Genomic DNA, 26,299 nt, shown 5'->3' on the forward strand with positions numbered 1-26,299 from the left:
GAAATATCTTGAAATTGCACGAAACTGCACGTTACCATGGGCGCCGTCCTATGTCGAATGGGGAGGCCGCGATGGCCGCAACGCATGAGCGCGTCCGTATCGTCGATACGACGGTGCTGTCCGATGACTGGTACGTGCTGAAGAAGGTGACGTTCGATTTTCTGCGCCGCGACGGCACCTGGCAGCGGCTGAGCCGCGAGACCTACGACCGCGGCAACGGCGCGACCATCCTGCTGCGCAATGCGGCGACGGGCGACGTGCTGCTCACGCGGCAGTTCCGGATGCCGGCGTTCGTGAACGGCCACGACGGGATGCTGCTCGAAGCGGCGGCCGGCCTGCTCGACGATGCGACGCCCGACGCGCGTATCCGCGCGGAAGCCGAAGAGGAAACCGGCTACCGCATGCGCGGCGTGCGCAAGGTGTTCGAGGCGTTCATGAGCCCCGGCTCGGTGACGGAGAAGCTGCATTTCTTCGTCGGCGAATACGACGCGTCGCTGCGCATCGGCGACGGCGGCGGCGTCGCGGAAGAGGGCGAGGATCTCGAGGTCGTCGAGATGCCGCTGCATGCGGCGCTCGACGCGATCGAGCGCGGCGAGATCGTCGATGCGAAGACCATCATGCTGCTGCAGTACGTCGCGCTGCGGGAAACCGCCGGCGTGCGCCCGGCATGACGCCGCTGCTGGTGCTCGTCGCCGGGCCGTGGCGCAGCGGCACCGACGGCGACCCCGCGCGCATCGCCGCCAACCTGCGCCGGCTCGAGCAGGCCGCGCTCGCGGTGTATCGCCGCGGGCACGTGCCGATGATCGGCGAGTGGCTGTCGCTGCCGCTTGCCGCGGCGGCCGGCGCCACGGCGATCGGTGATGCGATCAGCGAATCGTTCCTGTATCCGGCCGCGCACCGGCTGCTGCGGCGCTGCGATGCGGTGCTGCGGATCGACGGCGCATCGCGCGGCGCAGACGCGGACGTGACGCTTGCGCGGCAGCTCGGCAAGCCGGTCTACTCGTCGGTCGAGGCGATACCGGTCGTGCAGGAGAGTTCACAAGCCTGAACGCGATGCCGTGCGGCGTGTCTGACCGTGCGTGCGGCGGCTACGGCCGGTTCGCGGCGCGCTCGGCGCTTGGCGCGGCACTGCGTTGCGCCACACCACGCCACGCCGCGCCGCCGCGGCATCGCAGCATCGCGCTCGAACCGGCGTATGATCGCGCGACATCCGCCGCCTACCGTTCGATTCTTTGCCCAGCTTCGCCATGCCGCTTTCCCGTTCCTCCGATGCGTCCGCCGCACCACTCCCACTGCCCACTGATCGCGTCGGCGCCGCCGTCGAGGCGCTCGCGCGCGCCGATGCGCTCCTCGTGACGGCCGGCGCCGGCATCGGCGTCGATTCGGGGCTGCCCGATTTCCGCGGCACGGACGGCTTCTGGCGCGCCTATCCGGCGCTGCGCCAGGAGCGCTTCGAATTTCACGAGATCGCGTCGCCGCAGGCGTTTCGCGCGCAACCGCGGCTGGCCTGGGGCTTCTACGGGCACCGTCTTGCGCTGTATCGACAGACGCTGCCGCATCAGGGGTTCGGGATCCTGCGACGCTGGATCGACGCGATGCCGAACGGCGGTTTCGTGCTGACGAGCAACGTCGACGGTCAGTTCCAGAAAGCCGGCTTCGATCCGGCGCGCATCGTCGAGATCCACGGTTCGATTCACGCGCTGCAGTGCCTGCGTCCGTGCTCGGACGACACGTGGGATGCGGCATCGTTCGTCCCCGACGTCGACGCCGCCGCGTGCCGGCTGATCGGCGAGCCGCCGCGCTGCCCGCGCTGCGGCGGCCTGGCGCGGCCGAACATCCTGATGTTCGGCGATCACGGCTGGCTCGGCGAGCGCTACGACGCGCAGCAGCGCGCGCTCGACGAATGGATCGCGCAGGCGGGGCGGGTGGTGGTGGTCGAGCTCGGCGCAGGCACCGCGATCCCGACCGTCCGGCTGACGAGCGAGCGGCTCGGCGCCGATGTGATCCGCATCAACGCACGCGAAGCGCATGCGCGCCGCGCGGACGTGATCGGGCTGCAGGGCGGCGCGCTCGCGACGCTCGTCGAACTCGAGCGCGCGTGGCACGGCGGTTGAACGCGGCGGTGCGCGCCGGCCGCCGCCGGTTGCGCGGTTACGGCTGCGCGACGAGCGCCTGAACGAGCGACGGCGCGACCGGCGAACCGAGGCCCGTCACGTAGTCGTAGCCGCCGGCCGCGTTACAGATGCTGCCGCAACTGCCGTTCGACCCGATCGTGACGTCGTGATAGTCGCTGCCGTACGCGCTCTTTCCGATCGCATACAGCATGTCGTAGGTGCCGCTCAGACGGCTCTTGCCGGCCGCCGCGCGCAGCGAATTCGCGATCGCGACGAGCGCCGACCATTGCGGTGCGCCGGCGCTCGTGCCGCCGACCTGGAACCAGCCGGCCTGCCCCTGGTACGTCACCGAGTCGTACACGGCGAAGCCGCTGGACGGATTCGCGTCGTAGCCGACGTCGGGCACGCCACGCTTGCCGGCCACCGGAATCGGCCAGCCGGCCTGACCGGCCGGCTCGCCCTCGGCGGTGCTCACGCCGCCGCCGCTGCCGCTCCACGCCGCTTCGCCGACGTAGTTGCCCGCTGCGTCGACCGACAGCGTCGTGCCGCCCACCGCGACCACATACGGCGATGCGGCCGGGTACTCGGTCCCGGTGCCGCTGTCGCCGGACGACGCGACGAACGTGACGCCCGGCACGTTGAAGTGGCCGTCGTAGGCGGTTTCCCCGCTGAACTCGTTGCCGCCGAAGCTCATCGACACGACCGACGCGCCGCGATTCACCGCAACGTCGACCGCAGCCATCAGATCGGTAAAGCTCGCCGATGCGGCCTCGACCAGCACGATCTTCGCTTTCGGCGCGATGGCGTGCACCCATTCGACGTCGAGCGACATCTCGAGCGACCAGCCGGCGTCCGTCTTGGGCCGGGTGCCGCGCGCATACACCTTGGTGAAACACCCGTTCGACGACGTGCAGGCAGGCAGCGCGAACGCGTTGCTGAAGACGCCGAGATCGGCCTCGATCTTCGGGTCGTCGTACGCGTCGACGATCGCGACGACGATCCCGTCGCCCTGGTTCGCGAGCGCATCGAATCCGTACGCGTGCCGCACGAGCGCGGGCGTGAGGCCGGCGACGGTGGCCGTGCTCGCACGCGGCTTGGTGTGGAACGGCGGGCGGGCGAATCCTTTCGGCGCGCGGTGGCCTTCGATGTACGACTGCTGGGCGCCGTCGTCGGCGAGCGCGACGCTCGACCCGAGCAGCGACGCGCACAGCGCCGGAATCAACATGGATGACAGGCGAATATTGTTCATTTTGAGAATCTCCCCGTGCCGACGGATCGACGGCGAATTGATTCTATGAAATAGCCGGAATGAATTACATCGAATATCGGCAGGATGCGGGAATGTCTGGATGAGGGTAAATACGCGGAATGCCCGGCGCATGGGGCTTGTCATGACCGGAACGGACCGCCTGGCGCAGGTTTCTCCGACTTCCGAACGGCCGCTGACTCATTAATCGATTTATTTTGTGGATTTGTAATGTTCGGCGTAATTCATCGGAAAATGGCGAATCCGGCGGCCGTGTGCGAACGATACGACGCGCCGGCATTGCGGCCGCCGCACGATTGCGCATACAGTTCGGCGTACGCCGCGCCGGCCATCCGGCGCCGTCAGCAAGGAGTTTTCGTGTTCCCTTCGATCGTCGCGATCTTCGTCGGCGCCGGGCTCGGCGCCGTGTTGCGCTGGTTCCTGGGCCTCGCGCTCAACGCGTTCGTGCCGGCCATGCCGCTCGGCACGCTGGCCGCGAACCTGCTCGGCGGCTACGCGATCGGCATCGCGGCCGTCGTGTTCACGAGCCGCGTCGGCCTGCCGCCCGAGTGGCGGCTGTTCGTGATCACCGGCTTCCTCGGCGGCCTCACGACGTTCTCCACCTACTCGGTCGAAGTGATGACGCACGCGCTGCAGGGCGAATTCGGATGGGCGTTCGCGGTGGCTGTCCTACACTTGACTGGTTCGTTCACGCTGACGGCGCTCGGCATGTGGACCGCCAGCGCGTGGTTCGCGCCGGCCTGAGCGCGCCGGCATCCGGAGAACGCGATGGACACCGTGTTCCTGCGTTTCTATGTGCATGAGCAGCAGCGGCTGCACTGGAAGCCGCTATGGGAATGGCTGCTGGAGGAAGCTAACCGGATGGGCGTCGCGGGCGGTTCCGCGTTCCGCGCGATGGCCGGCTTCGGCCGGCATCGCGTGCTGCATGAGGACCGCTTCTTCGAGCTGCAGGGCTCGCTCACGATCGAGGTCGAATTCATCGTCACCGAGGACGAGGCGCGGCAACTGCTCGAACGGCTGTCGCGCGAGAAAGTGCGCGTGTGCTACGCGATGATCCCGGCGAGCTTTGGCGTGATCGACACGCTGTCGGCGCCGCCGGCCGCGGGGCCGGCGGTGTAGCGCAACGCGTCAGATGCCGAACAGCGTCAGCGACACGGCTGCGCGCGTGACGATCATCAGCAGCACCTGCACGATCACGAACAGCAGGATCGGCGACAGGTCGATGCCGCCGAGGTTCGGGATCACGCGGCGCAGCGGGTTCAGGAACGGCGCGGTGAGCTGGTAGAGGATCGGCATCGCCGGCGAGCGCGGATTGAGCCACGACAGCAGCGCCATCAGGATCGTCATCCAGATCACGAGATTGAGCGCCCACTTCACGACGGTCAGCAGCGCGACCACGACGAGCGTCGCGATCACCGCAGCCGGGTCGAAGCCGGCCATCACGACCATCAGCACCACATAGACGAGCGCGGTGAGCAGCGCGGCGACGACGCTTGCCCAGTCGATGCCGCGCACGCCCGCGATCACGCGGCGCAGCGGCAGCACGAGCCAGTTGGTGGCCTGCAGGACGGCCTGCGTGACGGGGTTGTACGGCGGCACGCGCACGGCCTGCATCCAGACGCGCAATATCAGCGCGGCGCCGAACAGCGTGAAGACGGTATTGAGCAGAAAACGGGCGATCTCGCCGAACATCGTTGGCATCCTTTTTATGCAGTCGAGTAGCGTGCGGCCGCCAACGCCGGATGGCGGCGCATCGGCCGACACCTTATCACGCCTCGTCTCGCGGCGGGGAGGGGTGCCCGGTGGTGCGCGCGAGCGACGCTTCGACGGCCTGGGCGAGCGCCGGCAGCGTGGCCGGCGGCGCCGTGCGTTGCGCCGCGAGTGCCACCGCGCGGCGCGTCATCAGCGCGTACAGCGTCGCGTGGTCGCCGCCGCGCGCCTCGAGCAGCGCGAGCTGGCGCTCGACGATGCCGGTGTCGCCGCGCGACACCGGGCCGGCGAGCGCGTTCGCGAGGCCCTTGTCGCGGGCGGTCTCGATCGTGCCGGCGAGCATCGGCAGCAGCGCGCGCAACGCGGCGGCTTCGTCGAAGCCGAGGCCGCGCCACAGCTCGACCGCTTCCGCCAGCCCGCACAGCGCGAAGCTCGCCGCGTAATGCGCGGCCCCGTGATACAGCATCCGGCCGCCGGCGGGAATCGACAGCGGGTGGCAGCCGAGTGCGGCCACGAGCCGCATCAGCGTCGCATGCAATGCGCCGTCGGCCTCGATCGTGACCGAGCAACCGTCGATGCGCGTGAGGTCGGCGTCGGTGCCGCCGAACAGGTAGAGCGGATGAAAGCCGCCGGTGGCTGCGCCTTGCAGCCGGGCCGGATCGAGCAGTTCCACCGCCGAGGCGCCGCTGCAGTGCACGAGCGCCTGGCCGCTCGCGCGGGCCGCATCGAACCGCAGTGCGGCGGCGGCGGGCGCGAGCTGGTCGTCGGGGACGGTCAGGAAGATCAGGTCGGCCGCATCGACGACCTGCTGCGGCGTGTCGACTGCCCGGCAGCCGTCGATGCGGGCTGCGAGTTCTGCGGCGGAAGCGGCCGTGCGGCTCGCGACTGCGGTGACCGGAAAGCCGGCCGCCGCGAAACGCATCGCGACGCAGTTTGCGAGACGGCCGGCGCCGATGAAGCCGAGGCGGGGAGTATCGGGTACGGACATGGGCGGGGCGGGGACAAGAACGGGGCAGCCGCCAGTATCGCAGGAATGACGACGGCGTCGCGACGGCGCGGGCACACGTGGAGCTCGTCGAGCGCGTTGGTGCTCGCCGTGGCGAGTCGTTGCAAGAATGTATGTCGTGAGCGCGGAGCTTCGAGGGAGGACGGTTACGACCCTCAAACTGAGTGGGCCGCTTGCCCATCGGAACGGTCGGCGTCTTGTCTCGAATTTGTAATCGTTCATTACGGCACGCTGCGAGCCGTGGGGGCGTGGTCCGGTAAGAACGACCGAGTGGTGTGCCCCGCGTGGGCCGGTCGGACGAAATCCTGCGTGTCGGTGCGGCACGCGATGGCCGCGCGAGCGGGGCATCGTGGTGGCCCTCGCGGCCCGGAATTGCAATTTGCAACAAATGCGCGACCCGCCCGGAGCGGGTTTTCGCTACATTGCTTGCATGCGACGTGCGCGCCTGCCGTCGCCGACCGGAGCGCACAAATTACCGCTCCAGCAGGAGAATCGAAGTGAAAAAGCTCATTCCGTTCATCGCCGCCGCCGCGCTCGGCCTGGGTGCCGCGAGCGCCGCGCAGGCCCACGTGTCGATCGGGGTCGGCATCGGTATCCCGGTTGCGCCGGCATACCCCGTGTACGCGCCGCCGCCGCCCGTCTACTACGCACCGCCGCCTCCGCCCGTGTATTACGCGCCTGCGCCGGCGTACTATGCGCCGCCGCCGGTGGTGGTCGGCGGCTATTACGGCCGTCCGTACTGGCATCACGGTTATGGCGGCTGGGGCCACCACGGCTACTGGCGCCGCTGACGCGTCGCGCGCGGCGACGGCCGCGTGAAGCAGAACGGCGCAACGCCCGGTGACGGACGTTGCGCCGTTCTTCATTTCAGGCGCCCGATGCCGCGTGGGCGGCACGTTGCGCTCACGCGGCGTGAACGATTAGATCGCGGTAGCCGCCGACGATCACGCTATAAGAGAAATACGCGAACAGCAGCGCCGACGCGACATGGCACGCGCGCATCAGCCCCGCGCCCGCACGCTTGCGGCCGTGGCTCGCGAGCGTGCAGATGAACAGCGTCCACGCGAGGCCGCCGAGGAAGAAGCCGGACAGGAACACCGAAGCCGTAGCCGGCGTGGTCGCGCCGGCTTTCGCGATCAGTGCGCCGCCGACCGCCGCGAACCACAGGATCGCGCTCGGCGACGACATCGCCAGCAGCAGCCCGCGTACGAAGCTGCGGCGCGCGCTCGCACGCGGCGCGGGTGCGTCGCCGGCGCGGTCGTCGGCATCGGCGGGCGGCGCGATCGCTTCGCGCGCCATCTTCCACGTGAGGAACAGCAGCACCGCGCCGCCGCCGATCCAGACGATCCAGCGCACGGCCTCGAACTGCAGCAGCACGGCCATGCCGGCCAGCGCGAGCGCGGCGTAGACGAGATCGCCGACGCACGAGCCGAGGCCGAGCCAGAAGCCCGGCCGAAAGCCGTGCGACAGCGTCAGCGACAGCATCGCGACGTTGACGAGGCCGATGTCGAGACACAGCGACAGCGACAGGAAGAAGCCGTCGGACAGCATCGAGGCGGGTGGAAAGCTCATCGTCGTTGCTCGGGTGGAGTCGATGGTGCGTGCCGATGCGTGTCTGCGCACGGGCCGATCAAAGTCCGATCTCCTGCCAGAGCCGGTCCACGCGCGCCTTGACGGCCGCGTCCATCTCGATCGGCCGGCCCCATTCGCGGTTGGTCTCGCCCGGCCACTTGTTGGTCGCGTCGAGCCCCATCTTCGAACCGAGCCCGGCGACCGGCGACGCAAAGTCGAGATAGTCGATCGGCGTGCTGTCGACCATCACGGTGTCGCGCACCGGATCGACGCGCGTCGTGATGGCCCAGATCACCTCGTTCCAGTCGCGGATGTTCACGTCCTCGTCCACGACCACGATGAACTTCGTGTACATGAACTGCCGCAGGAAGCTCCATACGCCGAACATCACGCGCTTCGCATGGCCCGCGTAGCTCTTCTTCATCTGCACGATGGCCATCCGGTAGCTGCAGCCTTCCGGCGGCAGATAGAAGTCCGTGATCTCGGTGAACTGCTTCTGCAGCAGCGGTACGAACACCTCGTTGAGCGCGACGCCGAGCACGGCCGGCTCATCGGGCGGCTTGCCCGTATAGGTCGAGTGATAGATCGCGTCGCGGCGCATCGTGATGCGCTCGACCGTGAACACCGGAAACCACTCCTGCTCGTTGTAGTAGCCGGTGTGGTCGCCGTACGGGCCTTCGAGCGCGTGCTCGTACGCGGCCGCCGCATTGCCGGCCGGCCGCGGCGGCGCGCCGGCCGGGGCCGGCGCGGGCGTGCCTTGCTGCGGATAAATGAAGCCTTCGAGCACGATTTCCGCGCGCGCGGGCACCTGCAGCGTGTCGACGCCGGGCGTCAGGCACTTCGCGAGCTCGGTGCGGCTGCCGCGCAGCAGGCCGGCGAACTGATACTCGGACAGCGTGTCGGGCACCGGCGTCACGGCGCCGAGCGTCGTGGCCGGATCGGCGCCGAGCACGACCGCGACCGGATACGGTTGGCCCGGATTCCTCAAGGCGAATTCGCGGAAATCCAGCGCGCCGCCGCGATGGGCGAGCCAGCGCATGATCAGTTTGTTTCGGCCGATCAGCTGCTGGCGGTAGATGCCGAGGTTCTGGCGCGACTTGTTCGGCCCGCGCGTGATGGTGAGGCCCCACGTGACGAGCGGCCCGGCGTCGCCGGGCCAGCAGGTCTGGATCGGCAGCTTGTGCAGGTCGACGTCGGCGCCTTCCCAGACGATCTCCTGGCATGCCGGCGACGACACCGATTTCGGCGCCATGTCCCACACGGCCTTGGCGAGCGACAGCAGCTTGCCGGCGTCCTTAAGGCTCTTCGGCGGATCCGGCTCCTTCAACGCGGACAGCAGCCGCCCGAGGTCGCGCAGCGAGCCGAGCGCGGCGTCGTCGCCCGCATCGACGCCCATCCCGAGCGCGACGCGGCGCGGCGTGCCGAACAGGTTGCCGAGCACCGGAAACGCATTGCCCGGCGGCGCGTTGAACAGCAGCGCAGGGCCGCCGGCGCGCAGCACGCGGTCGCACAGCTCAGTCATTTCGAGCACGGGCGACACGGGCTGCGTGACGCGCCGCAGTTCGCCGAGCGCCTCGAGGCGCTGAATGAAATCTCGTAAGTCTTTGTATTTCATGAAGATGGTCCGGATTGCCCGCGACGCGGGCAACGGTGAGCGGGCGCAACTGCCGGTGCGGCCCCGAATCGATCGCCGATTTTACCCGCGCCGCCGCGCGCCCGCCCGCCAGTGAAAAAAGTAGACCGCGCTGGAAGCCCCTTCGGCAGGGGCCTCGCGATCTGAAGGCTGCTTCAACATTACTTTTTGTTATAATTTCGAGGTTTTATAGTGTTGACGATCTATAAAACCCTGCTAGAATCCGCTCACATTGGTTGCAGGGTAAAAGGCTTCGAGCCGCCAATCACCGATCTTCGACGCAGCGCGTCACCGTCCGCCGAATCCTGCACGGCGTCTTTCGACGGTCTTTAGTCGTAGTCTCGGCCAGCGCCACCTGACGCTGGTTTTTTGCGTGAGTGCCACCGCGTGTGCCCACCTTGCACAAGATGCAAAGGTGCTGGCCTTCTTACACCGTGGCCTCGAACGGTACTTATACCGTTTCCCCGATGCTTGTGCGTCCGACCAAGGCGTGCGGCGTCGTGATTCCGCGGCGCGTATTCTGTCTCGCCATCGAGCCGAGCGAGCCGCACGAGTCATGTTCATGGGAGATGATCTGAATGAACGCTTGGTTATCGTGGCGTCCCACAGAGCAGCATGCGCAGTTCGTGCGCGACATGCTGCGCCGGGGGACGCGTGTCAGTCACCACTTATTCAGCGTTGTCGGCTGTCTCGCTGTCGCAGTTGCGCTCGCCCTCTGGCTCGTGCCGACCGTGCGCGGGAACCTCGCAGCAAAGCTGATGCCGATCGTATCCGCGGCCATGCAAGCCGGTCCGGCCCGTCTGCTGTCCGGCCATCCGCTGCCGAACTTCGCGCCCGCCGGCGCGCAGCCGCAGCAGGAAGACGCGACCGAAACGGACGCGCTCGCCGTCGGTCTCGACGTCGCGCCTGAAACCTCCGCGCAGAACGATGCGGCCGATGCGGCCCGCAACGGCCCGTCGCCGGTCGCGCTCGCGAAACTGATTCCGACCCAGCGGGTTCCGGCCGACGCCCGTGACGATCGCACGCTCGCGTCGAACCGTGAACAGGCGCTCGTCGCCACCTACCTGTCGCGCCGCTACCGGGTCGCGCAGGAGCCGCTCGGCCAGCTCGTCAAGGCGGCGTTCCAGACCGGCCGCGACGTCGGCCTCGATCCGCTGCTGCTGCTGTCGGTGATGGCGATCGAATCCGGCTTCAACCCGTACGCGGAAAGCGGCGTCGGCGCGCAGGGGCTGATGCAGGTCATGTCGAAGGTCCATTCCGACAAGTTCGAATACTTCGGCGGCACCGATACCGCGCTGCAGCCGCTCGCGAACCTGCAGGTCGGTGCGCTGGTGCTGAAGGACTGCATCGCGCGCGGCGGCTCGCTCGCGAACGGCCTGCGCCTGTACAACGGCTCGACGAACCCGGACGACAACGCGTACGGCGCGAAGGTCATGGCCGAGCGCGGCCGCCTGCGCGACGTGGCGCACGGCCGCAACGTGCCGGTCAATGCACCGCAGGCGCCGGTCCAGGCGTCGAAGCCGATCGTCACCGCGGCCGTCACGGCAGCCGCAGGCGGCGCCAAGCGCGTGCATGCGACGCTCGACGCCGCGCAGCCGCTCGCCGCGAAGACCGCGGCACCGAAGGGCGCGCAGCAGGACGACGCGAGCGTCGACACCGCGAAGCAATCGCACGGCGAGCATTCGGAACTGGGCGCGTAACGACCGCAGGTTTCACCCGCACGAATAGAAAAAGCACCCGGTCGGGTGCTTTTTTCTTTTGTATCGACGCAGATGGACCGCCGGCCGGCGCGGTGCCACGGGTTCCGTGGCTCAGTGGTGGCCGAACAGTTTGGCCAGCCGCTCGACCGCTTCCTCGAGCCGTGAATAGGCCGTCGCATACGACAGCCGGATATAGTCGCGCGGCGCATGGACGCCGAAATCCATGCCCGGCACCAGCACGACGCCGGCGTCGTGCAGCATCGCATGCGTGAGCGCGGCGCTGTCGCCGGCTGCCGGGTGGGCAACGCCGCCGCAATGTGCGTAGACGTAGAACGCCCCGTCGGGCATCACCGGGACCTTGAAGCCGAGCCGTTCGAGCGCCGGCGCGATGAAGTCGCGGCGACGCTTGAATTCGAGGCGGCGCGCTTCGTAGATGTCGAGCGTCGCCGGTTCGAAGCAGGCGAGCGCCGCATGCTGCGCGAGCGCGGACGGACAGATGAACAGATTCTGCGACAGCTTTTCGAACGTGCCGACCAGCGCCGGCGGCACGACGAGCCAGCCCAGCCGCCAGCCGGTCATGCTGAAGTACTTCGAGAAGCTGTTCACCGTGACGACGTCGTCGCCGTACGACAGCGCCGACACGGGCGCCGCATCGTAACTGAGGCCCTGATAGATCTCGTCGACGATCGTGAAGCCGCCGCGTGCGCGCACCGCCTCGACGATCCTTTTGAGCTCGTCCGGCTCGAGCGACGTGCCGGTCGGGTTCGACGGCGACGCGAGCAGCACGCCGCGCGTGCGGTTGCCCCAGCGCGTGCGGACGTCGTCGGCGGTGAGCTGAAAGCGCGCTTCCGGGCCGCTCGGCACGAGCACCGGCCGGCCTTCGGCCGCCGCGACGAAGTGCCGGTTGCACGGATACGACGGATCGGGCATCAGCACCTCGTCGTCGCGGCCGACGAGCGCGAGGCACGCGAGCAGCAGTGCGGCCGATGCGCCGGCCGTCACGACGATCCGCTCGGGGCTGATCGTGAGGCCGTACGCGCGCGCATAGTGCGCCGCGATCGCTTCGCGCAGCGGCGCAATGCCGAGCGCGCTCGTGTACTGCGTGACCCCGCGGCGCAACGCAGCCGCGGCCGCCTCGACGACGGGCTCCGGCGCGGTGAAGTCCGGCTCGCCGATCCCCATGTGGATAACATCGCGCCCGGAGGACTCGAGCCGCTGTGCCTCCTTCATCAGTTCCATCACATAGAACGGCTGGATCGCGTCGACGCGTGCGGCGAGCGTGACGAGCGAATCGGCGGTGGTATTCATCGGTCGGGCGGAGCGGGCAGGGGAAGGGGAAACGAAAAACGGGCGCGCATGCGCCCGTCGATACACGGATCAGCTGTTGCGACGCGCCTGCGTTTCGGCGGGGCGCAGCTTCGCGGCGAGCTTGTCGAGCACGCCGTTCACGTACTTGTAGCCGTCGGAGCCGCCGAACGTCTTCGTGAGTTCGACCGCTTCGTTGATGATGACGCGGTACGGCGTTTCGACATGGTGCGTGAGCTCGAACGTCGCGATCAGCAGCACGGCGCGTTCAACCGGCGACAACTGGTCGATCGGACGATCCAGCGACGGCGTGATCGCTTCGACCAGCGTCGCGTGCTCGCGAATCACACCGTGCAGGATGGCCTCGAGCAGTTCCTTGTCGGCCTTGTCGTAACCGAGCGCGCCGCGCAGTTGCGCGTCGATCTCGCCGGAGGACGCGTTCGACAGCAGCCACTGATACAAGCCCTGCGTCGCCAGCTCGCGCGATTGTCGGCGGGCGCTCTTTTTCATGCGCGCTCCTCTTCGTCGTCTTCGTCTTCTTCTTCGTCGTCGCCGAGCTGGTCGAGCGCCATCGTCAGGTTCGCCATCTCGACCGCGACGCGAGCGGCGTCACGACCCTTTTCGGTCATGCGCGCGACGGCTTGCTCGTCGTTTTCGGTCGTCAGCACCGCGTTCGCGATCGGCAGGTTGAAGTCGAGGCCGATGCGCGTGATGCCCGCACCGCTTTCGTTCGACACGAGTTCGAAGTGGTACGTCTCGCCGCGGATCACCGCGCCGAGCGCGATCAGCGCGTCGAACTGGCCGCTTTCCGCGAGCTTTTGAAGCGCGAGCGGGATTTCCAGCGCGCCCGGCACCGATACGAGCAGCACGTCTTCACCCGACACGCCGAGGCGCTCGAGTTCTTCGACGCATGCATCGGCGAGGCCGTTGCAGACGGGTTCGTTGAAGCGGGATTGCACGATGCCGATACGCAGGCCGTCGCCTTCGAGATTCGGTTGGTATTGTCCGATTTCCATGATCTGGTCCGTGGTGTGGATGAACGGTTATAGGGCGAAAGCGCCGCGGCGGGTTACGCGTTGGACGCCGGGCAGGACTTGGCTTCGTCGCCGGGCATCGGAATGAAGCCCGTGACTTCGAGGCCGTAGCCGGACATGCTGCCCAGCTTGCGCGGATTCGACAGCACCTGCATCTTGCCGACGCCGACATCACGCAGGATCTGCGCGCCGATGCCGAACGTCTTGAAATCGACCGGCCGGCGCTTCAGCGCAGCGGCCTTCTGTTCCTCGTCGAACGCCTTGAAGACGTCGATCAGATGTTCTTTCGTGTCGCCGCAGTTGAGCAGCACGATCACGCCGAGGTCGCGCTCCGCAATCTCGCGCATCGCTGCGTCGAGCGTCCACGAGTGCGTCGAGATGCCCGTCTCGAGCAGGTCGAGCACCGACAGCGGCTCGTGCACGCGCACCGGCGTATCGACGTCGGGCGCCGGCGCGCCGCGCACCAGCGCGATGTGCGGCGAGCCGCTCGGCTGGTCGCGGTACAGCACCGCGCGGAACGTGCCGTGCGCGGTCTGCATCGTGCGCTCGGCGATCCGCTCGATGATCGACTCGGTGCGGCTGCGGTACTGGATCAGGTCGGCGATCGTGCCGATCTTCAGATCGTGTTCCTTCGCGAACTCGAGCAGATCGGGCAGGCGCGCCATCGTGCCGTCGTCCTTGATGATCTCGCAGATCACCGCGGCCGGCGTGAGCCCCGCGAGCGCGGTGAAGTCGCAGCCGGCCTCGGTATGGCCGGCGCGCACCAGCACGCCGCCCGGCTGCGCCATGATCGGGAACACGTGGCCCGGCTGCACGATGTGCTCGGGGCGCACGTCGTGCGCGACCGCCGTGGCGATCGTATGTGCGCGGTCGGCGGCCGAGATGCCGGTCGTCACGCCTTCGGCCGCTTCGATGCTGACCGTGAATGCGGTGCCGTACTGGGTGCCGTTGCGGTAGGTCATCAGCGGCAGGTGCAGCTGCTTGCAGCGTTCCTGCGTCAACGTCAGACAAATCAGCCCGCGGCCGTACCGGGCCATGAAGTTGATCGCTTCCGGCGTGACGAACTCGGCGGCGATCACGAGATCGCCTTCGTTTTCGCGGTCTTCTTCGTCGACCAGGATCACCATCCGGCCGGCTTTCAACTCCGCGATGATGTCGAGCGTGGAGGCGAGCGTCATAAAGGGGCGAGAAAAAGGAAAGTGCGTATTTTACGCCAGCCGGACCGCGTTTCGGCTGGCACGGGCCGCGCGCCCGGCAAGCGCGCCGAAAAGCCGCGCGACCGGGCCGTGACGCGAACCTGCAATGCGCGACGGCAGGACGGCCGGCCGGGCCGCCGCGCCGGGTGTTGCGCCGGCCGTCGCGCCCGGTGTCACGTGTTCGTCACGCAGGGCGTCAAGCGTGGTCGTTGCGGCCGCCGAGGTAATCGAGCTTGCCGAGTTCGACGCCGTTGTGGCGCAGGATGTCGTACGCGGTCGTCACGTGGAAGAAGAAATTGGGCAGCACGAAGTCCAGCAGGTAAGACTGGCCGGTGTACTCGATCGGGCCGACGCGCATCTTCAGCACGATCTGGCGCGCTTCGCTGCCGTCGATCTGGGCTGCGTCGAAGCTCTTCAGATAGTCGATCGTCTTCTGGACGCGCGCATGCAACTCGTCGAACGACTGTTCGACGTCCGGATAGCTCGGGATATCGACGCCGGCAAGCCGCGCGGCGCAGCCCTTGGCCGTGTCGGTCGCGATGTATACCTGGCGCACGAGCGGCAGCATGTCCGGATAGAGGCGTGCGCCGATGAACACCGACGGATCGATCTGCTTCTCGGCCGCATGCGCCTGCGCCTTGCCGAGGATGTGCTGCAGGTTGGTGAGGCCGCGGATCAGGACGGGCAGCGAAGCCTGATACATCGAGATGGACATGGAAACGACTCCTGGTGGAAAAGGGAGCAGCCGGTACGCGGCGTGGCGCCGAATCCGCTGCCGTTGCATCTTAGCGCGACGCGCCGGCGCGTGCGCGCCGTTGGCCGTCCGGCCAGGTGTCGGCACGCGCCGCCGACGGCCATCGGACGACCGCGGGCCCGCGCCCGTCGCATCAGTCCCGGTGCAGGCTCTGCGACGCGCAGATCATCCGCTCGATCGCGATGCTGTGGCCGAGTGCGCCATCGGGGGAGGTGGAGGCCGCCTGCGTGCACGGTCAGCCGCACGCAGGCGTCGGCGTCGTCCGGCGCGCCGAGCGGCCGGCGCGATTCGATGCGGCCGACGGCCGCGACGATGCCGGTGAGCATCGTGACGGCGAAGGCGCCGTTCAGTGGGCGCCCGCGGGCGGCGCGACGCGCGCGACGATCCGCAGATCGTCGCCGACCCGCTCGACGCTGTGGAACGCCAGCCGCGTGCGGCCGTCGAGGCTCGTCGGCGCGGCGAGATCGAACATCGCGGCCGCGTCGCTGCCGAGCAGGCTCGGCGCCAGATAGACGAGCAGCTCGTCGACGCACTGCTCGCGCAGCAGCGAACCGTTCAGCTTGTGGCCGGCCTCCACGTGCAGCTCGTTGACGCCGCGCGCGCCGAGCGCCGCAAGCATTCCGGGCAGATCGACCTTGCCTTGCAGGTTCGCCAGCGACACGACTTCGGCGCCGCGCGACTGCAGCACGTTCGCGCGGATCTCGCCGGCGGCGTCGAGCCGGCCGCAGAAGATCAGCAGCGGCGCGCCTTCGAGCAGCCGGGCGTCGAGCGGCAGGTCGAGCCGGCTGTCCACCAGCACGCGCTGCGGCTGACGCGGCGTGTCGATGCCGCGGACGGTCAGGAGCGGATTGTCCTCGCGCACGGTGCCGATGCCGGTGAGGATCGCGCACGCGCGCGCACGCCACGCATGGCCGTCGAGACGCGCGGCCTCGCCGGTGATCCATTGGCTTTCGCCGGACGGCAGCGCGGTGCGCGCATCGAGCGAGGCGGCGGTCTTCATCCGCACCCACGGACGTCCGCGCGTCATCCGCGACACGAAGCCGATGTTCAGTTCGCCGGCTTCGTACGCGAGCAGCCCGCAGCGTACGTCGATGCCTGCGTCGCGCAGCATCCCGAGGCCGCGCCCGGACACCTGCGGGTTCGGGTCTTCCATCGCCGCCACGACCTTCGCGACGCGCGCGTCGATCAGCGCGTTCGCGCACGGCGGCGTGCGGCCGAAGTGGCTGCACGGCTCGAGCGTCACGTAGACGGTCGCGCCGGCCACGTCGCAGCCGCGCGCGCGCGCGTCCTTCAGCGCTTGCACTTCCGCGTGATCCTGGCCGGCCGGCTGCGTGAACCCTTCGCCGATCACGTCGCCGTCCTTGACGATCACGCAGCCGACGCGCGGATTCGGCGCCGTCGTATACATGCCGCGCGCCGCGAGCGCGAGCGCGCGTTGCATGTGCGCGAAGTCGGTATCGGAGAACATGCGCGCGGGCCCGGTCAGGCGGCGAGCGCCGCGAACGCGCGGCGCGCGGCGGCGAGCGTCGCGTCGATCACCGCGTCGTCGTGCGTGCTCGACACGAAGCCGGCCTCGTACGCGGACGGCGCGAAGTACACGCCTTCGTCGAGCATCAGATGGAAGAAGCGATTGAAGCGTTCGACGTCGCTCTTCGTGACTTCCGCGAAGCTCGCCGGCACGCGCTCGGCGAAGTACAGGCCGAACATCGCGCCGATCGAGTCGGCCGCGAACGGCACGCCGGCCGCGCGCGCTTCCGCCGCGAGGCCGTCGGCGAGGCGCTTCGTCTGCGCGGTGAGCGCGTCGTAGAAGCCGGGTGCCTGGATCAGCTGCAGCGTCTTCAGGCCCGCGGCGACCGCGATCGGATTGCCCGACAGCGTGCCGGCCTGGTACACGCCGCCGAGCGGCGCGAGATGGGCCATGATGTCGCGGCGGCCGCCGAACGCGGCGGCCGGCATCCCGCCGCCGATCACCTTGCCGAGGCAGGTGAGGTCGGCCGCGATGCCGTAGTGCTGCTGGGCGCCGCCGAGCGCGACGCGGAAGCCGCACATCACCTCGTCGAAGATCAGCACCGCGCCGTGCTTCGTGCACAGCGCGCGCAGCGCGTTCAGGAATTCCGGCGTGCCGCGCACGAGGTTCATGTTGCCCGCGACGGGCTCGACGATCACCGCGGCGATTTCGTCGCCGAACGCGCCGAACGCTTCTTCCAGCTCGGCGACGTTGTTGTATTCGAGGACGGTCGTGTGCTTCGCGATGTCGGCGGGCACGCCGGCCGAGGTCGGATTGCCGAACGTCAGCAGGCCCGAGCCGGCCTTGACCAAGAGGCTGTCCGCGTGGCCGTGGTAGCAGCCCTCGAACTTGACGATGCGGCTGCGGCCCGTGAAGCCGCGCGCGAGACGCAGCGCGCTCATCGTGGCCTCGGTGCCGCTCGACACCATCCGCACCTGCTCGATCGACGGCACCAGCTTGCAGATTTCTTCGGCGATCTCGATCTCGGCCTCGGTCGGCGCGCCGAACGAGAAACCGTCGGCGAGCACGCGCTGCACGGCCGCCAGCACTTCCGGATGGACGTGACCGACGATCATCGGGCCCCACGAGCCGATGTAGTCGATGTACTGCTTGCCGTCGGCGTCCCAGAAGTACGGGCCCTGCGCGCGCGCCACGAAGCGCGGCGTGCCGCCGACGGAACGGAACGCGCGGACGGGCGAGTTGACGCCGCCCGGGATGGTCTTCTGGGCGCGTTCGAAGAGGATCTGGTTGTTGGACATGAGCGAAACCTGAGAGAAGGGCGCGGGGGCCTCGTGCACGGGCCGCGGCGCCTGGGCGGAACGATCGTCTGATTGTACCGGAGACGCACGCGGCGGGCCCGGCGCGCGCGCTGCGGCCTTTGCGCGCGCGACGCGGGCCGGCGCGCACGGGGCCGGCCGGGGCGATGCGGCACGCTTTTCGGCCAGCGGCCGGGGCGATGCGGCACGCTTTTCGGCCAGCTTCTCGGCTCGAATCTCGGCCAGCTTATGGACCCGTTTACCGGCGCGGCTTGCGCTTGCCGGTCAGCTCCGCCCAGCGCTTTTCCAGCGGACCTTCGACCATCGGCTTGATCGACGTGCCGGAGCTCTGTGCATCCCAGGTCTGCACCGAGTACGGATGCACGCGCAGCGCGTCGCGCGGGATCATGACGTCCTGATGCGCGTCGACGAGCCAGTCGTAGACGAAGTCGATGCACAGCCGGTAGCCGCGCCTGGTCGTCGCGTCGGGCACCTCGTACGGCGCGCGCGTCACGTAGCCGGAGCCGAACACGCCTTTCGGCGCCTGCGCGACGCGGTGCAGGAACACGCGGTCGCCCGGCACGATGCCGCGTGCGAAGCCGCAGCCCCATACGTCGTGCACGGCGTCGCCGGCCTTCACGCGCGCGGCGACGTCGGGCAGTTCGGGCCACGGCCATTTCTTGGGGCTCCAGATCAGCAGGAAGGCGGTCATCGGTTCGGTCGTGCGTCGATTGGGTCGGATGGGGGCAGCGGCGAGCGGCAAGCTTAATACGATTGAGACGACTCGGCGCGGGCGCGCGGGCGAAGCACGCGCTCACTGCGCGTGCGTTCGCGGCCCTACGCCGACACCGGCCGACGGCCGGCGGCGCGAAAAGTTGCGCGTACAATCAAGGGCCGATGCGCCGCCCGCGGCGCGCTCCGTCGTCTTCACTGCCACGCGCGCCGCTGCGCGCGGGCTCCCATTGCGGATACCCATGTCCCACGTCGTCCGGCGCCGGCCCGATGCCCGGCTGATCCTGTTGCTCGGTGCGCTCGCCGCCTGCGGGCCGATTGCCACCGACATGTACCTGCCGAGCCTGCCGTCGATCGCCGACGGCTTCTCCGTGAGCGCCGGCGCCGCCCAGCGCACGCTCACGAGCTTCATGGCCGGCTTCTCGATCGGCATGCTGCTGTACGGCCCGCTGTCCGACACCTGGGGCCGCCGGCCCGTGCTGCTCGGCGGCATCGCGCTATTCACGCTCGCGAGCATCGGCTGCTTCGTCGCGGGCTCCATCGACATGCTGATCTTCGTGCGCTTCCTGCAGGCGCTCGGCGCGGGCGCTGCGTCCGTGCTGGCCCGCGCGATCGCGCGCGACGCGCACGAGCCGACCGATGCGGCGAAGGTGCTGTCGATGGTCGCGATCGTCACCGCGGTCGGGCCGCTGCTCGCGCCGCTGATCGGCGGCCAGATCCTGCGTTTCGCCGGCTGGCGCGGCGTGTTCGTCGTGCTGGCGTCATTCGGCGCGCTGTGCGCGGCGACCGCCTACCTGCGCGTGCCCGAAACCTGGCCGAAGGAACGGCGCAAGAGCGCGGCCGTGCTCGCATCGTTCGCGTCGTACGGGCGCATCCTGTCCGACCCGGTCGCGTGGGGGCACATGCTGTGCGGCGGGATGGCGTTCGCGTCGATGTTCTCGTACATCACCGCGACGCCGTTCGTCTACATCGAGTACTTCCACGTCTCGCCGCAGCACTACGGGCTGCTGTTCGGGCTGAACGTCGTCGGCATCATGATCGGCAACTTCGCGAACACGCGGCTGGTGGGCAGCGTCGGCTCGCTGCGCATCATCGCGGCCGCGTCGCTCGTGAGCTGCATCGCGTCGCTCGCGGTCGCGCTCGTCGCGCTGACGGGGTGGGGCGGGCTGTGGTCGATCGTCGTGTGCCTGTTCTTCGTGGTCGGCGTGGTCGGCATCCTGTCGGCCAACTGCACGACCGACCTGATGCATCGCTATCCGCACAACGCGGGCGCATCGGCGGCCGTGTTCGGCGCGATGCAGCTCGCGCTCGGTGCGCTCGCGAGCGTCGCGATCGGCGCGCTTGCGGACGGCACGCCGTTCGCGATGGGTGTGACGATCGGCGTGTGCGGCGTGCTGTGTTTCGTCGGCCGCTGGTTCGTGCTGCGCTGGCATGGCCGGCCGGTGAAGGCCGACGCCTGACGCCCGACGCGCCGCGGCTGCGGCCCGCCATGAAAAACGCCACCGGCGCAGCGCGCGCGGTGGCGTTTCGTTTTGCGGCGCGCGCACGGCGGCGAGCGCCGCCGACCGCTGCCGAGCACCTCAGTCGCGCGCGACGTCCTTCGCCGCCGGCGACGCGCCGTGGCTCAGCCAGTCGAGCACGTCGGCCGTTTCGTCGTCGCTCGCGCGCGCACGCGCCTGCGCGACAGCTTCCGGCAGTTCGCCGGCGGTCGACGCGCGGCGGATCGCGACGCCGACCGCGAGGATGTCGATCATCACCAGATGCAGGATCCGCGAGATCATCGACAACTGCGACTCGCGCATCTCGATGTGGTCGGTTTCGAGCGCCACGGTTGCGCGCTTCGCGAGCGGCGTGTTGCTCGATGTGATCGCGATCACCTTCGCGCCCGCCTGCATCGCGACGTCGAGCACGCGCAGCAGCTCGGGCGCGCGCCCCGATTTCGACACCGCGACGATCACGTCCCCCTTGCCGAGCAGCGCCGCCGACGCGGCCTGCATGTACAGGTCGCCGTAGGCGATCGTCGGAATCCCGAAGCGGAAGAACTTGTAGTGCGCGTCCTGCGCGACGATGTTCGAGTTGCCGAGCCCGTAGAACTCGATGCGGCGCGCGCCGTTCAGGATCTCGATCGCGTTCTCGACGTGCTCGAAGTTCAGGTGTTCGCGCAGTTGCAGGATCGCCGACACCGTGTTGTCGAGCACCTTCGCGCCGAAGTCGGTGGCCGTGTCGCCGAGATGCACCTGGCTGTGGCTCATCGGAATCGTGCCGGTGAGGCCGGTCGCGAGCTTCAGCTTGAAGTCCGACAGCCCCTGGCAGCCGAGCGAGCGGCAGAAGCGGATCACCGTCGGCTGGCTCACGTCGGCCTTGCGCGCGATATCGACGATCGGGTCGTTGATGATCGAGCGCGGATGGTTCAGCGCGAGATCGGCGACGCGGCGCTCGGCCGGCGTCAGCGCGTCGCGCATCTGGCGAATCCGCTCGAACACCGCCGACGACGCACCGCCCGAGCGGTTCGACAACTGCTCCGCGAGGATCGCCGACACGCCGAGGAACGCCGGATATTCGGCGGTGATCAGGTAGGTCGGGATGTTCTGCAGATAGTGCGCGAAGCGGCCCTTCGCCTCGAAGCGCGCGCGGAACGACGAGCGCGTGAACAGCTCGCCGAGCTTGAGCGCGACGCCGCCGCCGATGTAGACGCCGCCGAGCGCGCCGAGCGTGAGCGCGACGCTGCCCGCGAACGAGCCGAGAATGCCGCAGAAGCATTCGACCGTCTCGAGCGCGAGTGCTTCGCCCGCGTGCGCGCGCTCGACGATGTCGGCCGTGTCGACGCTCGCGGCGACGCGCTTCTTGTCGCGCGCGGCGAGCGCGCGATAGATGATCTCGATGCCGGGGCCCGCGCACACCCGCTCGAACGACACGTGCGGAAACTTCTTGCGCGCGTACTGCAGCACGAGATCCTCGCGCTCGTCCTGCGGCGCGAACGAAGCGTGGCCGCCTTCGCTGCCGAGCGCGATCCAGCGGTCGTCCGCCGGGATCAGGCCCGACACGCCGAGCCCGGTGCCCGGGCCGAGCAGCCCGATCACGCTGTTCTGGCGCCGCGTGCCGCCGCCGATCTGCACGCGCTGCGCATCGGTGAGGCCGGGCAGCGCCATCGCGAGCGCGGTGAAGTCGTTGACGACGAGCAGCGTGTCGAAGCCGAGCGCGCGGCGCGTCGCCTCGATCGAGAAGCTCCAGTCGTGGTTGGTCATCGTGACCTGGTCGCCGTCGACCGGGTTCGCGATCGCGATCGCCGCGTGGTTCACGCGGGCGATCTTCACGTCCTTCAGATACTTGCGGATCGCGTCGGTGAGCGTCGGATAATCGGCGCCCGGATAGACGCGGATCTGCGTGATCTCACCCGGGCCGGTTTCCAGCGCGAAACGCGCGTTGGTGCCGCCGACATCCGCGAGCAGGCGCGGGCCGTCGGCATGCTGACCCGCGACGACGGCCTTACTTTGCGCACCAGTAGACATCGAGCTGGGTCCCCTTGTCGTTGGCCAGTTGGGAAATCGCGTTGTGCTGCAGCGTTGCGGCCGCGGCTTCGAGCACGTCGCGTTTGCGGGCGCCTGCGATCAGCAGGAACAGTCGCTCGACGCGCTTGAGCGCATCGAGCGACAAGCTCACGCGTGCATGCGGCGCGGCGCCGGGATGAACCGCGACGAAACGCTCGCGGGTCGTGATCGCGTGCTGCCATTCGGGCGCGTCGGCGAAGATCGACGCGGTGTGGCCGTCCTCGCCCATGCCCAGCACCGCGACGTTCGGCACGCGATGGTCGGCATTCGCATTGAGCGCGGCGACGTGCGCGTCGAGCGGCACGCGCGTGTCGACGAGCGGCAGGAAGCGCGCGGCGCGCGCCGCGTCCTGCAGCAGCGTGTCGCGCACGAGTTGCGCGTTGCTGGCCAGGTCGTCCTCGGGTACCCAGCGGTCGTCGACCAGCGTCACGTCGACGCCGGCCCAGTCGAGGGCCGTGTGCGACAGCGTGTGCAGAAACGGGCGCGGGCTGGTGCCGCCCGACACCGCGAGCGTCGGGCGCGCGGGGCCGGCGAGGGCCGCGCGCAGCGCGTCGCCGACGGCGCGTGCGAGCGCTTCACTTTGCGCTTCCTGGGTGTCGAAAGCGTGGATCTCAATCACATCTCCTCCGGACTGCTTTGTCTGTTCAATTCATGTGAACCATCTGACACGGTGGCGCGCGCCTGTGCGCGCGCCACCGGTCTGCATCAGTTTTCCTCTTCGAGCCAGCAGGTGCCGTGCTGCGCGAGCATCGCGCTCGACGCAGCCGGCCCCCACGTGCCCGCCGCGTACGGCTTCGGCGGCTTCAGCGTGCGTGCCCATTCATTCAGGATCGGCTCGACCCAGCGCCATGCGGCTTCCTGCTCGTCGCGGCGCACGAACAACGCGAGGCGGCCGTTGATCACGTCGAGCAGCAGGCGCTGATACGCCTCCATCTGCCCTTCCTTGAAGAACCGGTCGAACGCCAGATCGAGGTGCACGCTCGCGAGGTTCATGCCTTCGCCCGGCTGCTTCGCGAGGCAATACAGGCGAATCGTCTCGTTCGGCTGCAGCCGGATCACCAGGCGGTTCGAGCCGGGGCGCAGCGCGGGCGCGCCGAGCGCCGAGTGCGGCACCGGCCGGAAGTTGACGACGATCTCGGCGACGCGGTCGGCCAGACGCTTGCCCGTGCGCAGGAAGAACGGCACGCCGGCCCAGCGCCAATTCTCGATCTCGACCTTCAGCGCGACGAAGGTTTCGGTCGGGCTGTCGGGCTTCACGCCCGGCTCGGTCGCATAGGCCGGCACCTGCGCGCCCTTGATCACGCCCGCATGGTACTGGCCGCGCACGGCGACCTTGCCGATGTCGCGCGGATCGATGGGCTTCAGCGCGCGCAGCACGCGCAGCTTCTCGTCGCGCACCGAGTCGGAATCCATCGAATGCGGCGGCTCCATCGCGACGATCGACAGCAGCTGCAGCAGGTGGTTCTGCACCATGTCGCGCAGCGCGCCCGTATTGTCGTAGAAATCGCCGCGCGCCTCGACGCCGAGTTCCTCGGCGATCGTGATCTGGATGCTCTCGACCCATTCGCGGCGCCACAGCGGCTCGAACAGCGCGTTGCCGAAGCGCAGCGCGAGCAGGTTCTGCACCGGCTCCTTGCCGAGGTAGTGGTCGATCCGGTAGATCTGGTCTTCCGCGAAGATCTCGCCGACCGCGTCGTTGATCGCGTTCGACGAGCGCAGGTCGTAGCCGAGCGGCTTCTCCAGCACGATGCGCGCGCCTTCGTTCAGCCCAACCGACGCGAGCGCGTTGCAGATCGGCACGAACAGCGACGGGCCGGTCGCCAGATAGAACACGCGGATGCCCGCGTGCGGCGCCACCGCGTCGCGCAGCACGACGTAGTCTTCCGCGCGGCCGAGATCGAGCTTCACGTATTCGATGCGCGCGAGGAAGGACTTCCACGCGCTTTCGTCGAACGCCTTGCCGGCCGCCTTCACCGCGTGCGGTTTCACGTGCGTGTCGACCCATTCGAGATAGCCGGCCTGATCCGATTCGTGTCGCGCGACGGCGACGATCCGGCCGCCTTCCGCGAGCATGTTGCCGCGGTGCGCTTCGAACAGCGCGGGCAGGATCTTGCGCATCGACAGGTCGCCGGTGCCGCCGAAAAGGACGAAAGTAAAGCTGGAATCGGTATGCATGTGTCTCCGCCGGTTGGGGTGCTGGGAAGCGATCCGTAGTGCGATAAAAATATTTTTGACACTGAATTGTAGTTTAACTACAATCCGCCGCAAGGGGTAGCACCTGGGTGAAGAAAAAAACATGTGCGGTCGACGAACTGCACGAGCTTCGCCGGTGGAGCGCCTTGTGCCGAATGTTATCGGACATTGGCGGTGCGCATGGTTCGCGCGCCGTCGCCCCGGGCTCGCGTCGCGGCATTGCGGCGGGCCAGAAACACAAAGAGGAGACACGCCGTTGAATCTCGATTCACGCTTTCTGTAAGAGCCCGGCCGGTCATCGGCCCCGTACGCTGCATGCGTCCCGCGGCTCGATTTCCCCGTCGTTTATCAAGAAGCCGGTTCCCCGCGGGGAACTTCAAGAGTTGATTCAGTCTGGAGGAGATAAGTAATGAAAGTTCGCTCGATCATGGGCGCGCTCTGCGCCGCGGGTCTGATGGCTGGCGCCGTGGCGGCGCAGGCGGCCGAGAACGTTACGGTGCTGCACTGGTGGACTTCGGGCGGCGAGTCGAAGGCCGTCGGCGTGCTGAAGGACGACCTGCAGAAGCAGGGCTACGTGTGGAAGGACTTCGCGGTCGCAGGCGGCGCGGGTGCGGCGGCCATGACGGCGCTGAAGACCAAGGTGATCAGCGGCGACGCACCGTCGGCCGCGCAGATCAAGGGCCCGCTGATCCAGGACTGGGCCGACCAGGGCGTGCTCGTCAACATCGATTCCGCCGCCACCGACTGGAAGCAGAACCTGCCGCCGGAAATCGACAAGATCATCAAGTACAAGGGCCACACGGTCGCCGCGCCGTTCTCGGTGCACCGCGTCAACTGGCTCTACGTGAACAAGGCCGCGCTCGACAAGATCGGCGCGAAGGTGCCGACCACCTGGCCTGAATTCTTCGCGGTCGCCGACAAGCTGAAGGCCGCGGGCATCCAGCCGGTCGCGATGGGCGGCCAGCCGTGGCAGGACCTGACGCTGTGGGAAGACGTCGTGCTGTCGCAGGGTCCGGCGTTCTACAAGAAGGCGCTGGTCGATCTCGACCAGGCCACGCTGACGTCGCCGCAGATGCTGTCGGTGTTCGACACGGTGCGCAAGATCCAGGGCTACTTCGACACCGGCCGCAACGGCCGCGACTGGAACCTCGCGACCGCGATGGTGATCAACGGCAAGGCCGGCATGCAGTTCATGGGCGACTGGGCGAAGGGCGAGTTCGAGAACGCCGGCAAGAAGGCGGGCAAGGACTACATCTGCGCGCCGGTGCCGGGCACCGCGAACGCTTACACGTTCAACGTCGACTCGTTCGTGTTCTTCCAGCAGAAGGGCGAGAAGAACGCGACGCCGGGCCAGCTCGCGCTCGCGAAGACGATCATGACGCCGGCGTTCCAGGAGCAGTTCAGCCTGCTGAAGGGTTCGGTGCCGGTGCGTCTCGGCGTGAAGATGGACAAGTTCGACGACTGCGCGAAGAAGTCGTATGCCGACGAGCAGACCGCGATCAAGTCGGGCGGGTTCGTGCCGTCGCTCGCGCACGGGATGGCCCAGGGCGACGCGACCGCCGGCGCGATCACCGACGTCGTGACGAAGTTCATGAACTCGCAGCAGGATTCGAAGAGCGCGGTCGCCGCGCTCGCGAAGGCCGCGAAGGTCAAGTAACGCGCGACGGGCGCCCGGCCGCGCACGCATCGTCGGCCGGGCGTTTTTGCATGTGCAGCAAACGGGCTCGCCCGCGAGCCCGTGCCGTACCCGGCGCCGGCCCGGCCTGCGCCGC

The 26,299-nt window shown here is 68.6% G+C and carries 25 protein-coding genes; 9 read left to right on the forward strand and 16 right to left on the reverse strand.

Going from position 1 to position 26,299, the window contains the following annotated elements:
• Nucleotides 1-71: 71 nt before the first annotated feature.
• The 3 genes from MYA_RS04015 to MYA_RS04025 all read left to right on the forward strand — a co-directional run bounded on the left by MYA_RS04015 (nucleotide 72) and on the right by MYA_RS04025 (nucleotide 2,114).
• A complete protein-coding gene (locus tag MYA_RS04015) occupies nucleotides 72-671 on the forward strand; it encodes an NUDIX domain-containing protein (RefSeq protein WP_014722605.1) in 600 nt (199 codons plus the stop codon).
• Nucleotides 668-1,048, forward strand: coding sequence for an NUDIX hydrolase (locus tag MYA_RS04020; protein WP_014722606.1), 381 nt, complete (start codon nucleotides 668-670; stop codon nucleotides 1,046-1,048). The genes MYA_RS04015 and MYA_RS04020 overlap by 4 nt, the downstream gene beginning before the upstream one ends.
• A gap of 199 nt (nucleotides 1,049-1,247) precedes the next feature.
• The gene (locus MYA_RS04025) at nucleotides 1,248-2,114 is read left to right on the forward strand and encodes an SIR2 family NAD-dependent protein deacylase (RefSeq protein ID WP_014722607.1); all 867 of its coding nucleotides are present in this window, start codon (nucleotides 1,248-1,250) and stop codon (nucleotides 2,112-2,114) included.
• Nucleotides 2,115-2,151: 37 nt separating this feature from the next.
• On the opposite strand, the gene MYA_RS04030 is transcribed toward MYA_RS04025, so the two are convergent.
• On the reverse strand, nucleotides 2,152-3,363 hold the full coding sequence (locus MYA_RS04030; protein WP_041493783.1) for a S53 family peptidase: 1,212 nt from the start codon (nucleotides 3,361-3,363) through the stop codon (nucleotides 2,152-2,154).
• A gap of 375 nt (nucleotides 3,364-3,738) precedes the next feature.
• Here MYA_RS04030 and crcB point away from each other — a divergent pair, with 375 nt between their 5' ends.
• Both crcB and MYA_RS04040 read left to right on the forward strand, forming a co-directional pair.
• Nucleotides 3,739-4,125: a fluoride efflux transporter CrcB gene (gene crcB, locus MYA_RS04035; protein WP_011883633.1), complete on the forward strand. Its 387-nt coding sequence runs from the start codon at nucleotides 3,739-3,741 to the stop codon at nucleotides 4,123-4,125.
• Nucleotides 4,126-4,149: 24 nt separating this feature from the next.
• Nucleotides 4,150-4,500, forward strand: a complete 351-nt coding sequence (locus MYA_RS04040) for a DUF190 domain-containing protein (RefSeq protein ID WP_011883634.1) — start codon at nucleotides 4,150-4,152, stop codon at nucleotides 4,498-4,500.
• 9 nt (nucleotides 4,501-4,509) lie between these two features.
• Here MYA_RS04040 and MYA_RS04045 read toward each other — a convergent pair whose 3' ends face one another.
• Together MYA_RS04045 and MYA_RS04050 are read right to left on the reverse strand one after the other, a co-directional pair.
• A complete protein-coding gene (locus tag MYA_RS04045) occupies nucleotides 4,510-5,073 on the reverse strand; it encodes a YggT family protein (RefSeq protein ID WP_014722610.1) in 564 nt (187 codons plus the stop codon).
• Nucleotides 5,074-5,149: 76 nt separating this feature from the next.
• On the reverse strand, nucleotides 5,150-6,079 hold the full coding sequence (locus tag MYA_RS04050) for a Rossmann-like and DUF2520 domain-containing protein (protein ID WP_014722611.1): 930 nt from the start codon (nucleotides 6,077-6,079) through the stop codon (nucleotides 5,150-5,152).
• A 515-nt stretch (nucleotides 6,080-6,594) separates the two neighbouring features.
• On the opposite strand from MYA_RS04050, the gene MYA_RS04055 reads away from it, so the two are divergent.
• The gene (locus tag MYA_RS04055; RefSeq protein WP_014722613.1) at nucleotides 6,595-6,888 is read left to right on the forward strand and encodes a hypothetical protein; all 294 of its coding nucleotides are present in this window, start codon (nucleotides 6,595-6,597) and stop codon (nucleotides 6,886-6,888) included.
• A 112-nt stretch (nucleotides 6,889-7,000) separates the two neighbouring features.
• On the opposite strand, the gene MYA_RS04060 is transcribed toward MYA_RS04055, so the two are convergent.
• The gene (locus tag MYA_RS04060) at nucleotides 7,001-7,669 is read right to left on the reverse strand and encodes a LysE family translocator (RefSeq protein WP_014722614.1); all 669 of its coding nucleotides are present in this window, start codon (nucleotides 7,667-7,669) and stop codon (nucleotides 7,001-7,003) included.
• A gap of 58 nt (nucleotides 7,670-7,727) precedes the next feature.
• Entirely contained in the window at nucleotides 7,728-9,284 is a 1,557-nt protein-coding gene (locus MYA_RS04065; protein ID WP_014722615.1) for a UbiD family decarboxylase, read from the reverse strand.
• 596 nt (nucleotides 9,285-9,880) lie between these two features.
• Between MYA_RS04065 and MYA_RS04070 the strand changes: the two genes are divergently transcribed.
• On the forward strand, nucleotides 9,881-11,002 hold the full coding sequence (locus MYA_RS04070) for a transglycosylase SLT domain-containing protein (RefSeq protein WP_011883645.1): 1,122 nt from the start codon (nucleotides 9,881-9,883) through the stop codon (nucleotides 11,000-11,002).
• A gap of 111 nt (nucleotides 11,003-11,113) precedes the next feature.
• On the opposite strand, the gene MYA_RS04075 is transcribed toward MYA_RS04070, so the two are convergent.
• The 8 genes from MYA_RS04075 to MYA_RS04115 all read right to left on the reverse strand — a co-directional run bounded on the left by MYA_RS04075 (nucleotide 11,114) and on the right by MYA_RS04115 (nucleotide 18,766).
• Nucleotides 11,114-12,310: a pyridoxal phosphate-dependent aminotransferase gene (locus MYA_RS04075; RefSeq protein ID WP_014722619.1), complete on the reverse strand. Its 1,197-nt coding sequence runs from the start codon at nucleotides 12,308-12,310 to the stop codon at nucleotides 11,114-11,116.
• A 69-nt stretch (nucleotides 12,311-12,379) separates the two neighbouring features.
• A complete protein-coding gene (gene nusB / locus MYA_RS04080; protein ID WP_011883649.1) occupies nucleotides 12,380-12,817 on the reverse strand; it encodes a transcription antitermination factor NusB in 438 nt (145 codons plus the stop codon).
• The gene (gene ribH / locus MYA_RS04085; protein ID WP_011883652.1) at nucleotides 12,814-13,323 is read right to left on the reverse strand and encodes a 6,7-dimethyl-8-ribityllumazine synthase; all 510 of its coding nucleotides are present in this window, start codon (nucleotides 13,321-13,323) and stop codon (nucleotides 12,814-12,816) included. Before ribH ends, nusB begins: the two co-directional genes overlap by 4 nt.
• Nucleotides 13,324-13,376: 53 nt before the next feature.
• Nucleotides 13,377-14,519: a bifunctional 3,4-dihydroxy-2-butanone-4-phosphate synthase/GTP cyclohydrolase II gene (ribBA, locus tag MYA_RS04090; RefSeq protein WP_011883653.1), complete on the reverse strand. Its 1,143-nt coding sequence runs from the start codon at nucleotides 14,517-14,519 to the stop codon at nucleotides 13,377-13,379.
• A 214-nt stretch (nucleotides 14,520-14,733) separates the two neighbouring features.
• A complete protein-coding gene (locus tag MYA_RS04095) occupies nucleotides 14,734-15,252 on the reverse strand; it encodes a DUF1993 domain-containing protein (protein WP_014722621.1) in 519 nt (172 codons plus the stop codon).
• A 385-nt stretch (nucleotides 15,253-15,637) separates the two neighbouring features.
• Entirely contained in the window at nucleotides 15,638-16,759 is a 1,122-nt protein-coding gene (gene ribD, locus MYA_RS04100) for a bifunctional diaminohydroxyphosphoribosylaminopyrimidine deaminase/5-amino-6-(5-phosphoribosylamino)uracil reductase RibD (RefSeq protein ID WP_014722623.1), read from the reverse strand.
• A gap of 14 nt (nucleotides 16,760-16,773) precedes the next feature.
• Nucleotides 16,774-18,057, reverse strand: a complete 1,284-nt coding sequence (gene hemL / locus MYA_RS04105) for a glutamate-1-semialdehyde 2,1-aminomutase (protein ID WP_014722624.1) — start codon at nucleotides 18,055-18,057, stop codon at nucleotides 16,774-16,776.
• 256 nt (nucleotides 18,058-18,313) lie between these two features.
• Nucleotides 18,314-18,766, reverse strand: coding sequence for a hypothetical protein (locus tag MYA_RS04115; protein ID WP_014722625.1), 453 nt, complete (start codon nucleotides 18,764-18,766; stop codon nucleotides 18,314-18,316).
• Between the two features lie 262 nt (nucleotides 18,767-19,028).
• Between MYA_RS04115 and MYA_RS04120 the strand changes: the two genes are divergently transcribed.
• Nucleotides 19,029-20,246, forward strand: a complete 1,218-nt coding sequence (locus MYA_RS04120; RefSeq protein ID WP_011883664.1) for a Bcr/CflA family multidrug efflux MFS transporter — start codon at nucleotides 19,029-19,031, stop codon at nucleotides 20,244-20,246.
• A gap of 120 nt (nucleotides 20,247-20,366) precedes the next feature.
• Here the strand turns inward: MYA_RS04120 and MYA_RS04125 are convergent, their stop codons facing one another.
• From MYA_RS04125 to zwf, 3 genes are all read right to left on the reverse strand, one after another.
• On the reverse strand, nucleotides 20,367-22,295 hold the full coding sequence (locus tag MYA_RS04125; protein ID WP_011883666.1) for a bifunctional transcriptional regulator/glucokinase: 1,929 nt from the start codon (nucleotides 22,293-22,295) through the stop codon (nucleotides 20,367-20,369).
• Entirely contained in the window at nucleotides 22,273-22,953 is a 681-nt protein-coding gene (gene pgl / locus MYA_RS04130) for a 6-phosphogluconolactonase (protein ID WP_014722626.1), read from the reverse strand. The genes MYA_RS04125 and pgl overlap by 23 nt, the downstream gene beginning before the upstream one ends.
• Before the next feature lie 86 nt (nucleotides 22,954-23,039).
• Nucleotides 23,040-24,509, reverse strand: a complete 1,470-nt coding sequence (gene zwf / locus MYA_RS04135; RefSeq protein ID WP_011883670.1) for a glucose-6-phosphate dehydrogenase — start codon at nucleotides 24,507-24,509, stop codon at nucleotides 23,040-23,042.
• Nucleotides 24,510-24,936: 427 nt separating this feature from the next.
• Between zwf and MYA_RS04140 the strand changes: the two genes are divergently transcribed.
• Nucleotides 24,937-26,184, forward strand: coding sequence for an ABC transporter substrate-binding protein (locus tag MYA_RS04140; protein ID WP_011883672.1), 1,248 nt, complete (start codon nucleotides 24,937-24,939; stop codon nucleotides 26,182-26,184).
• Nucleotides 26,185-26,299 lie beyond the last annotated feature (115 nt).

Origin of the sequence: Burkholderia sp. KJ006 (assembly GCF_000262695.1) — a bacterium.
GTDB classification, from domain to species: domain Bacteria; phylum Pseudomonadota; class Gammaproteobacteria; order Burkholderiales; family Burkholderiaceae; genus Burkholderia; species Burkholderia vietnamiensis.

What these genes read in the sequence shown, in the direction of transcription:
- MYA_RS04125 (WP_011883666.1), bottom strand. Translation starts at nt 22,295, where the DNA reads ATGTCTACTGGTGCGCAAAGTAAGGCCGTCGTCGCGGGTCAGCATGCC.
- MYA_RS04065 (WP_014722615.1), bottom strand. Translation starts at nt 9,284, where the DNA reads ATGAAATACAAAGACTTACGAGATTTCATTCAGCGCCTCGAGGCGCTC.
- MYA_RS04030 (WP_041493783.1), bottom strand. Translation starts at nt 3,363, where the DNA reads ATGAACAATATTCGCCTGTCATCCATGTTGATTCCGGCGCTGTGCGCG.
- MYA_RS04015 (WP_014722605.1), top strand. Translation starts at nt 72, where the DNA reads ATGGCCGCAACGCATGAGCGCGTCCGTATCGTCGATACGACGGTGCTG.
- ribBA (WP_011883653.1), bottom strand. Translation starts at nt 14,519, where the DNA reads ATGACGCTCGCCTCCACGCTCGACATCATCGCGGAGTTGAAAGCCGGC.
- ribH (WP_011883652.1), bottom strand. Translation starts at nt 13,323, where the DNA reads ATGGAAATCGGACAATACCAACCGAATCTCGAAGGCGACGGCCTGCGT.
- MYA_RS04140 (WP_011883672.1), top strand. Translation starts at nt 24,937, where the DNA reads ATGAAAGTTCGCTCGATCATGGGCGCGCTCTGCGCCGCGGGTCTGATG.
- MYA_RS04120 (WP_011883664.1), top strand. Translation starts at nt 19,029, where the DNA reads ATGTCCCACGTCGTCCGGCGCCGGCCCGATGCCCGGCTGATCCTGTTG.
- MYA_RS04040 (WP_011883634.1), top strand. Translation starts at nt 4,150, where the DNA reads ATGGACACCGTGTTCCTGCGTTTCTATGTGCATGAGCAGCAGCGGCTG.
- MYA_RS04095 (WP_014722621.1), bottom strand. Translation starts at nt 15,252, where the DNA reads ATGTCCATCTCGATGTATCAGGCTTCGCTGCCCGTCCTGATCCGCGGC.
- MYA_RS04045 (WP_014722610.1), bottom strand. Translation starts at nt 5,073, where the DNA reads ATGTTCGGCGAGATCGCCCGTTTTCTGCTCAATACCGTCTTCACGCTG.
- hemL (WP_014722624.1), bottom strand. Translation starts at nt 18,057, where the DNA reads ATGTCCAACAACCAGATCCTCTTCGAACGCGCCCAGAAGACCATCCCG.
- MYA_RS04115 (WP_014722625.1), bottom strand. Translation starts at nt 18,766, where the DNA reads ATGACCGCCTTCCTGCTGATCTGGAGCCCCAAGAAATGGCCGTGGCCC.
- MYA_RS04070 (WP_011883645.1), top strand. Translation starts at nt 9,881, where the DNA reads ATGAACGCTTGGTTATCGTGGCGTCCCACAGAGCAGCATGCGCAGTTC.
- MYA_RS04060 (WP_014722614.1), bottom strand. Translation starts at nt 7,669, where the DNA reads ATGAGCTTTCCACCCGCCTCGATGCTGTCCGACGGCTTCTTCCTGTCG.
- MYA_RS04020 (WP_014722606.1), top strand. Translation starts at nt 668, where the DNA reads ATGACGCCGCTGCTGGTGCTCGTCGCCGGGCCGTGGCGCAGCGGCACC.
- ribD (WP_014722623.1), bottom strand. Translation starts at nt 16,759, where the DNA reads ATGTTCTCCGATACCGACTTCGCGCACATGCAACGCGCGCTCGCGCTC.
- nusB (WP_011883649.1), bottom strand. Translation starts at nt 12,817, where the DNA reads ATGAAAAAGAGCGCCCGCCGACAATCGCGCGAGCTGGCGACGCAGGGC.
- MYA_RS04075 (WP_014722619.1), bottom strand. Translation starts at nt 12,310, where the DNA reads ATGAATACCACCGCCGATTCGCTCGTCACGCTCGCCGCACGCGTCGAC.
- zwf (WP_011883670.1), bottom strand. Translation starts at nt 24,509, where the DNA reads ATGCATACCGATTCCAGCTTTACTTTCGTCCTTTTCGGCGGCACCGGC.
- MYA_RS04050 (WP_014722611.1), bottom strand. Translation starts at nt 6,079, where the DNA reads ATGTCCGTACCCGATACTCCCCGCCTCGGCTTCATCGGCGCCGGCCGT.
- MYA_RS04025 (WP_014722607.1), top strand. Translation starts at nt 1,248, where the DNA reads ATGCCGCTTTCCCGTTCCTCCGATGCGTCCGCCGCACCACTCCCACTG.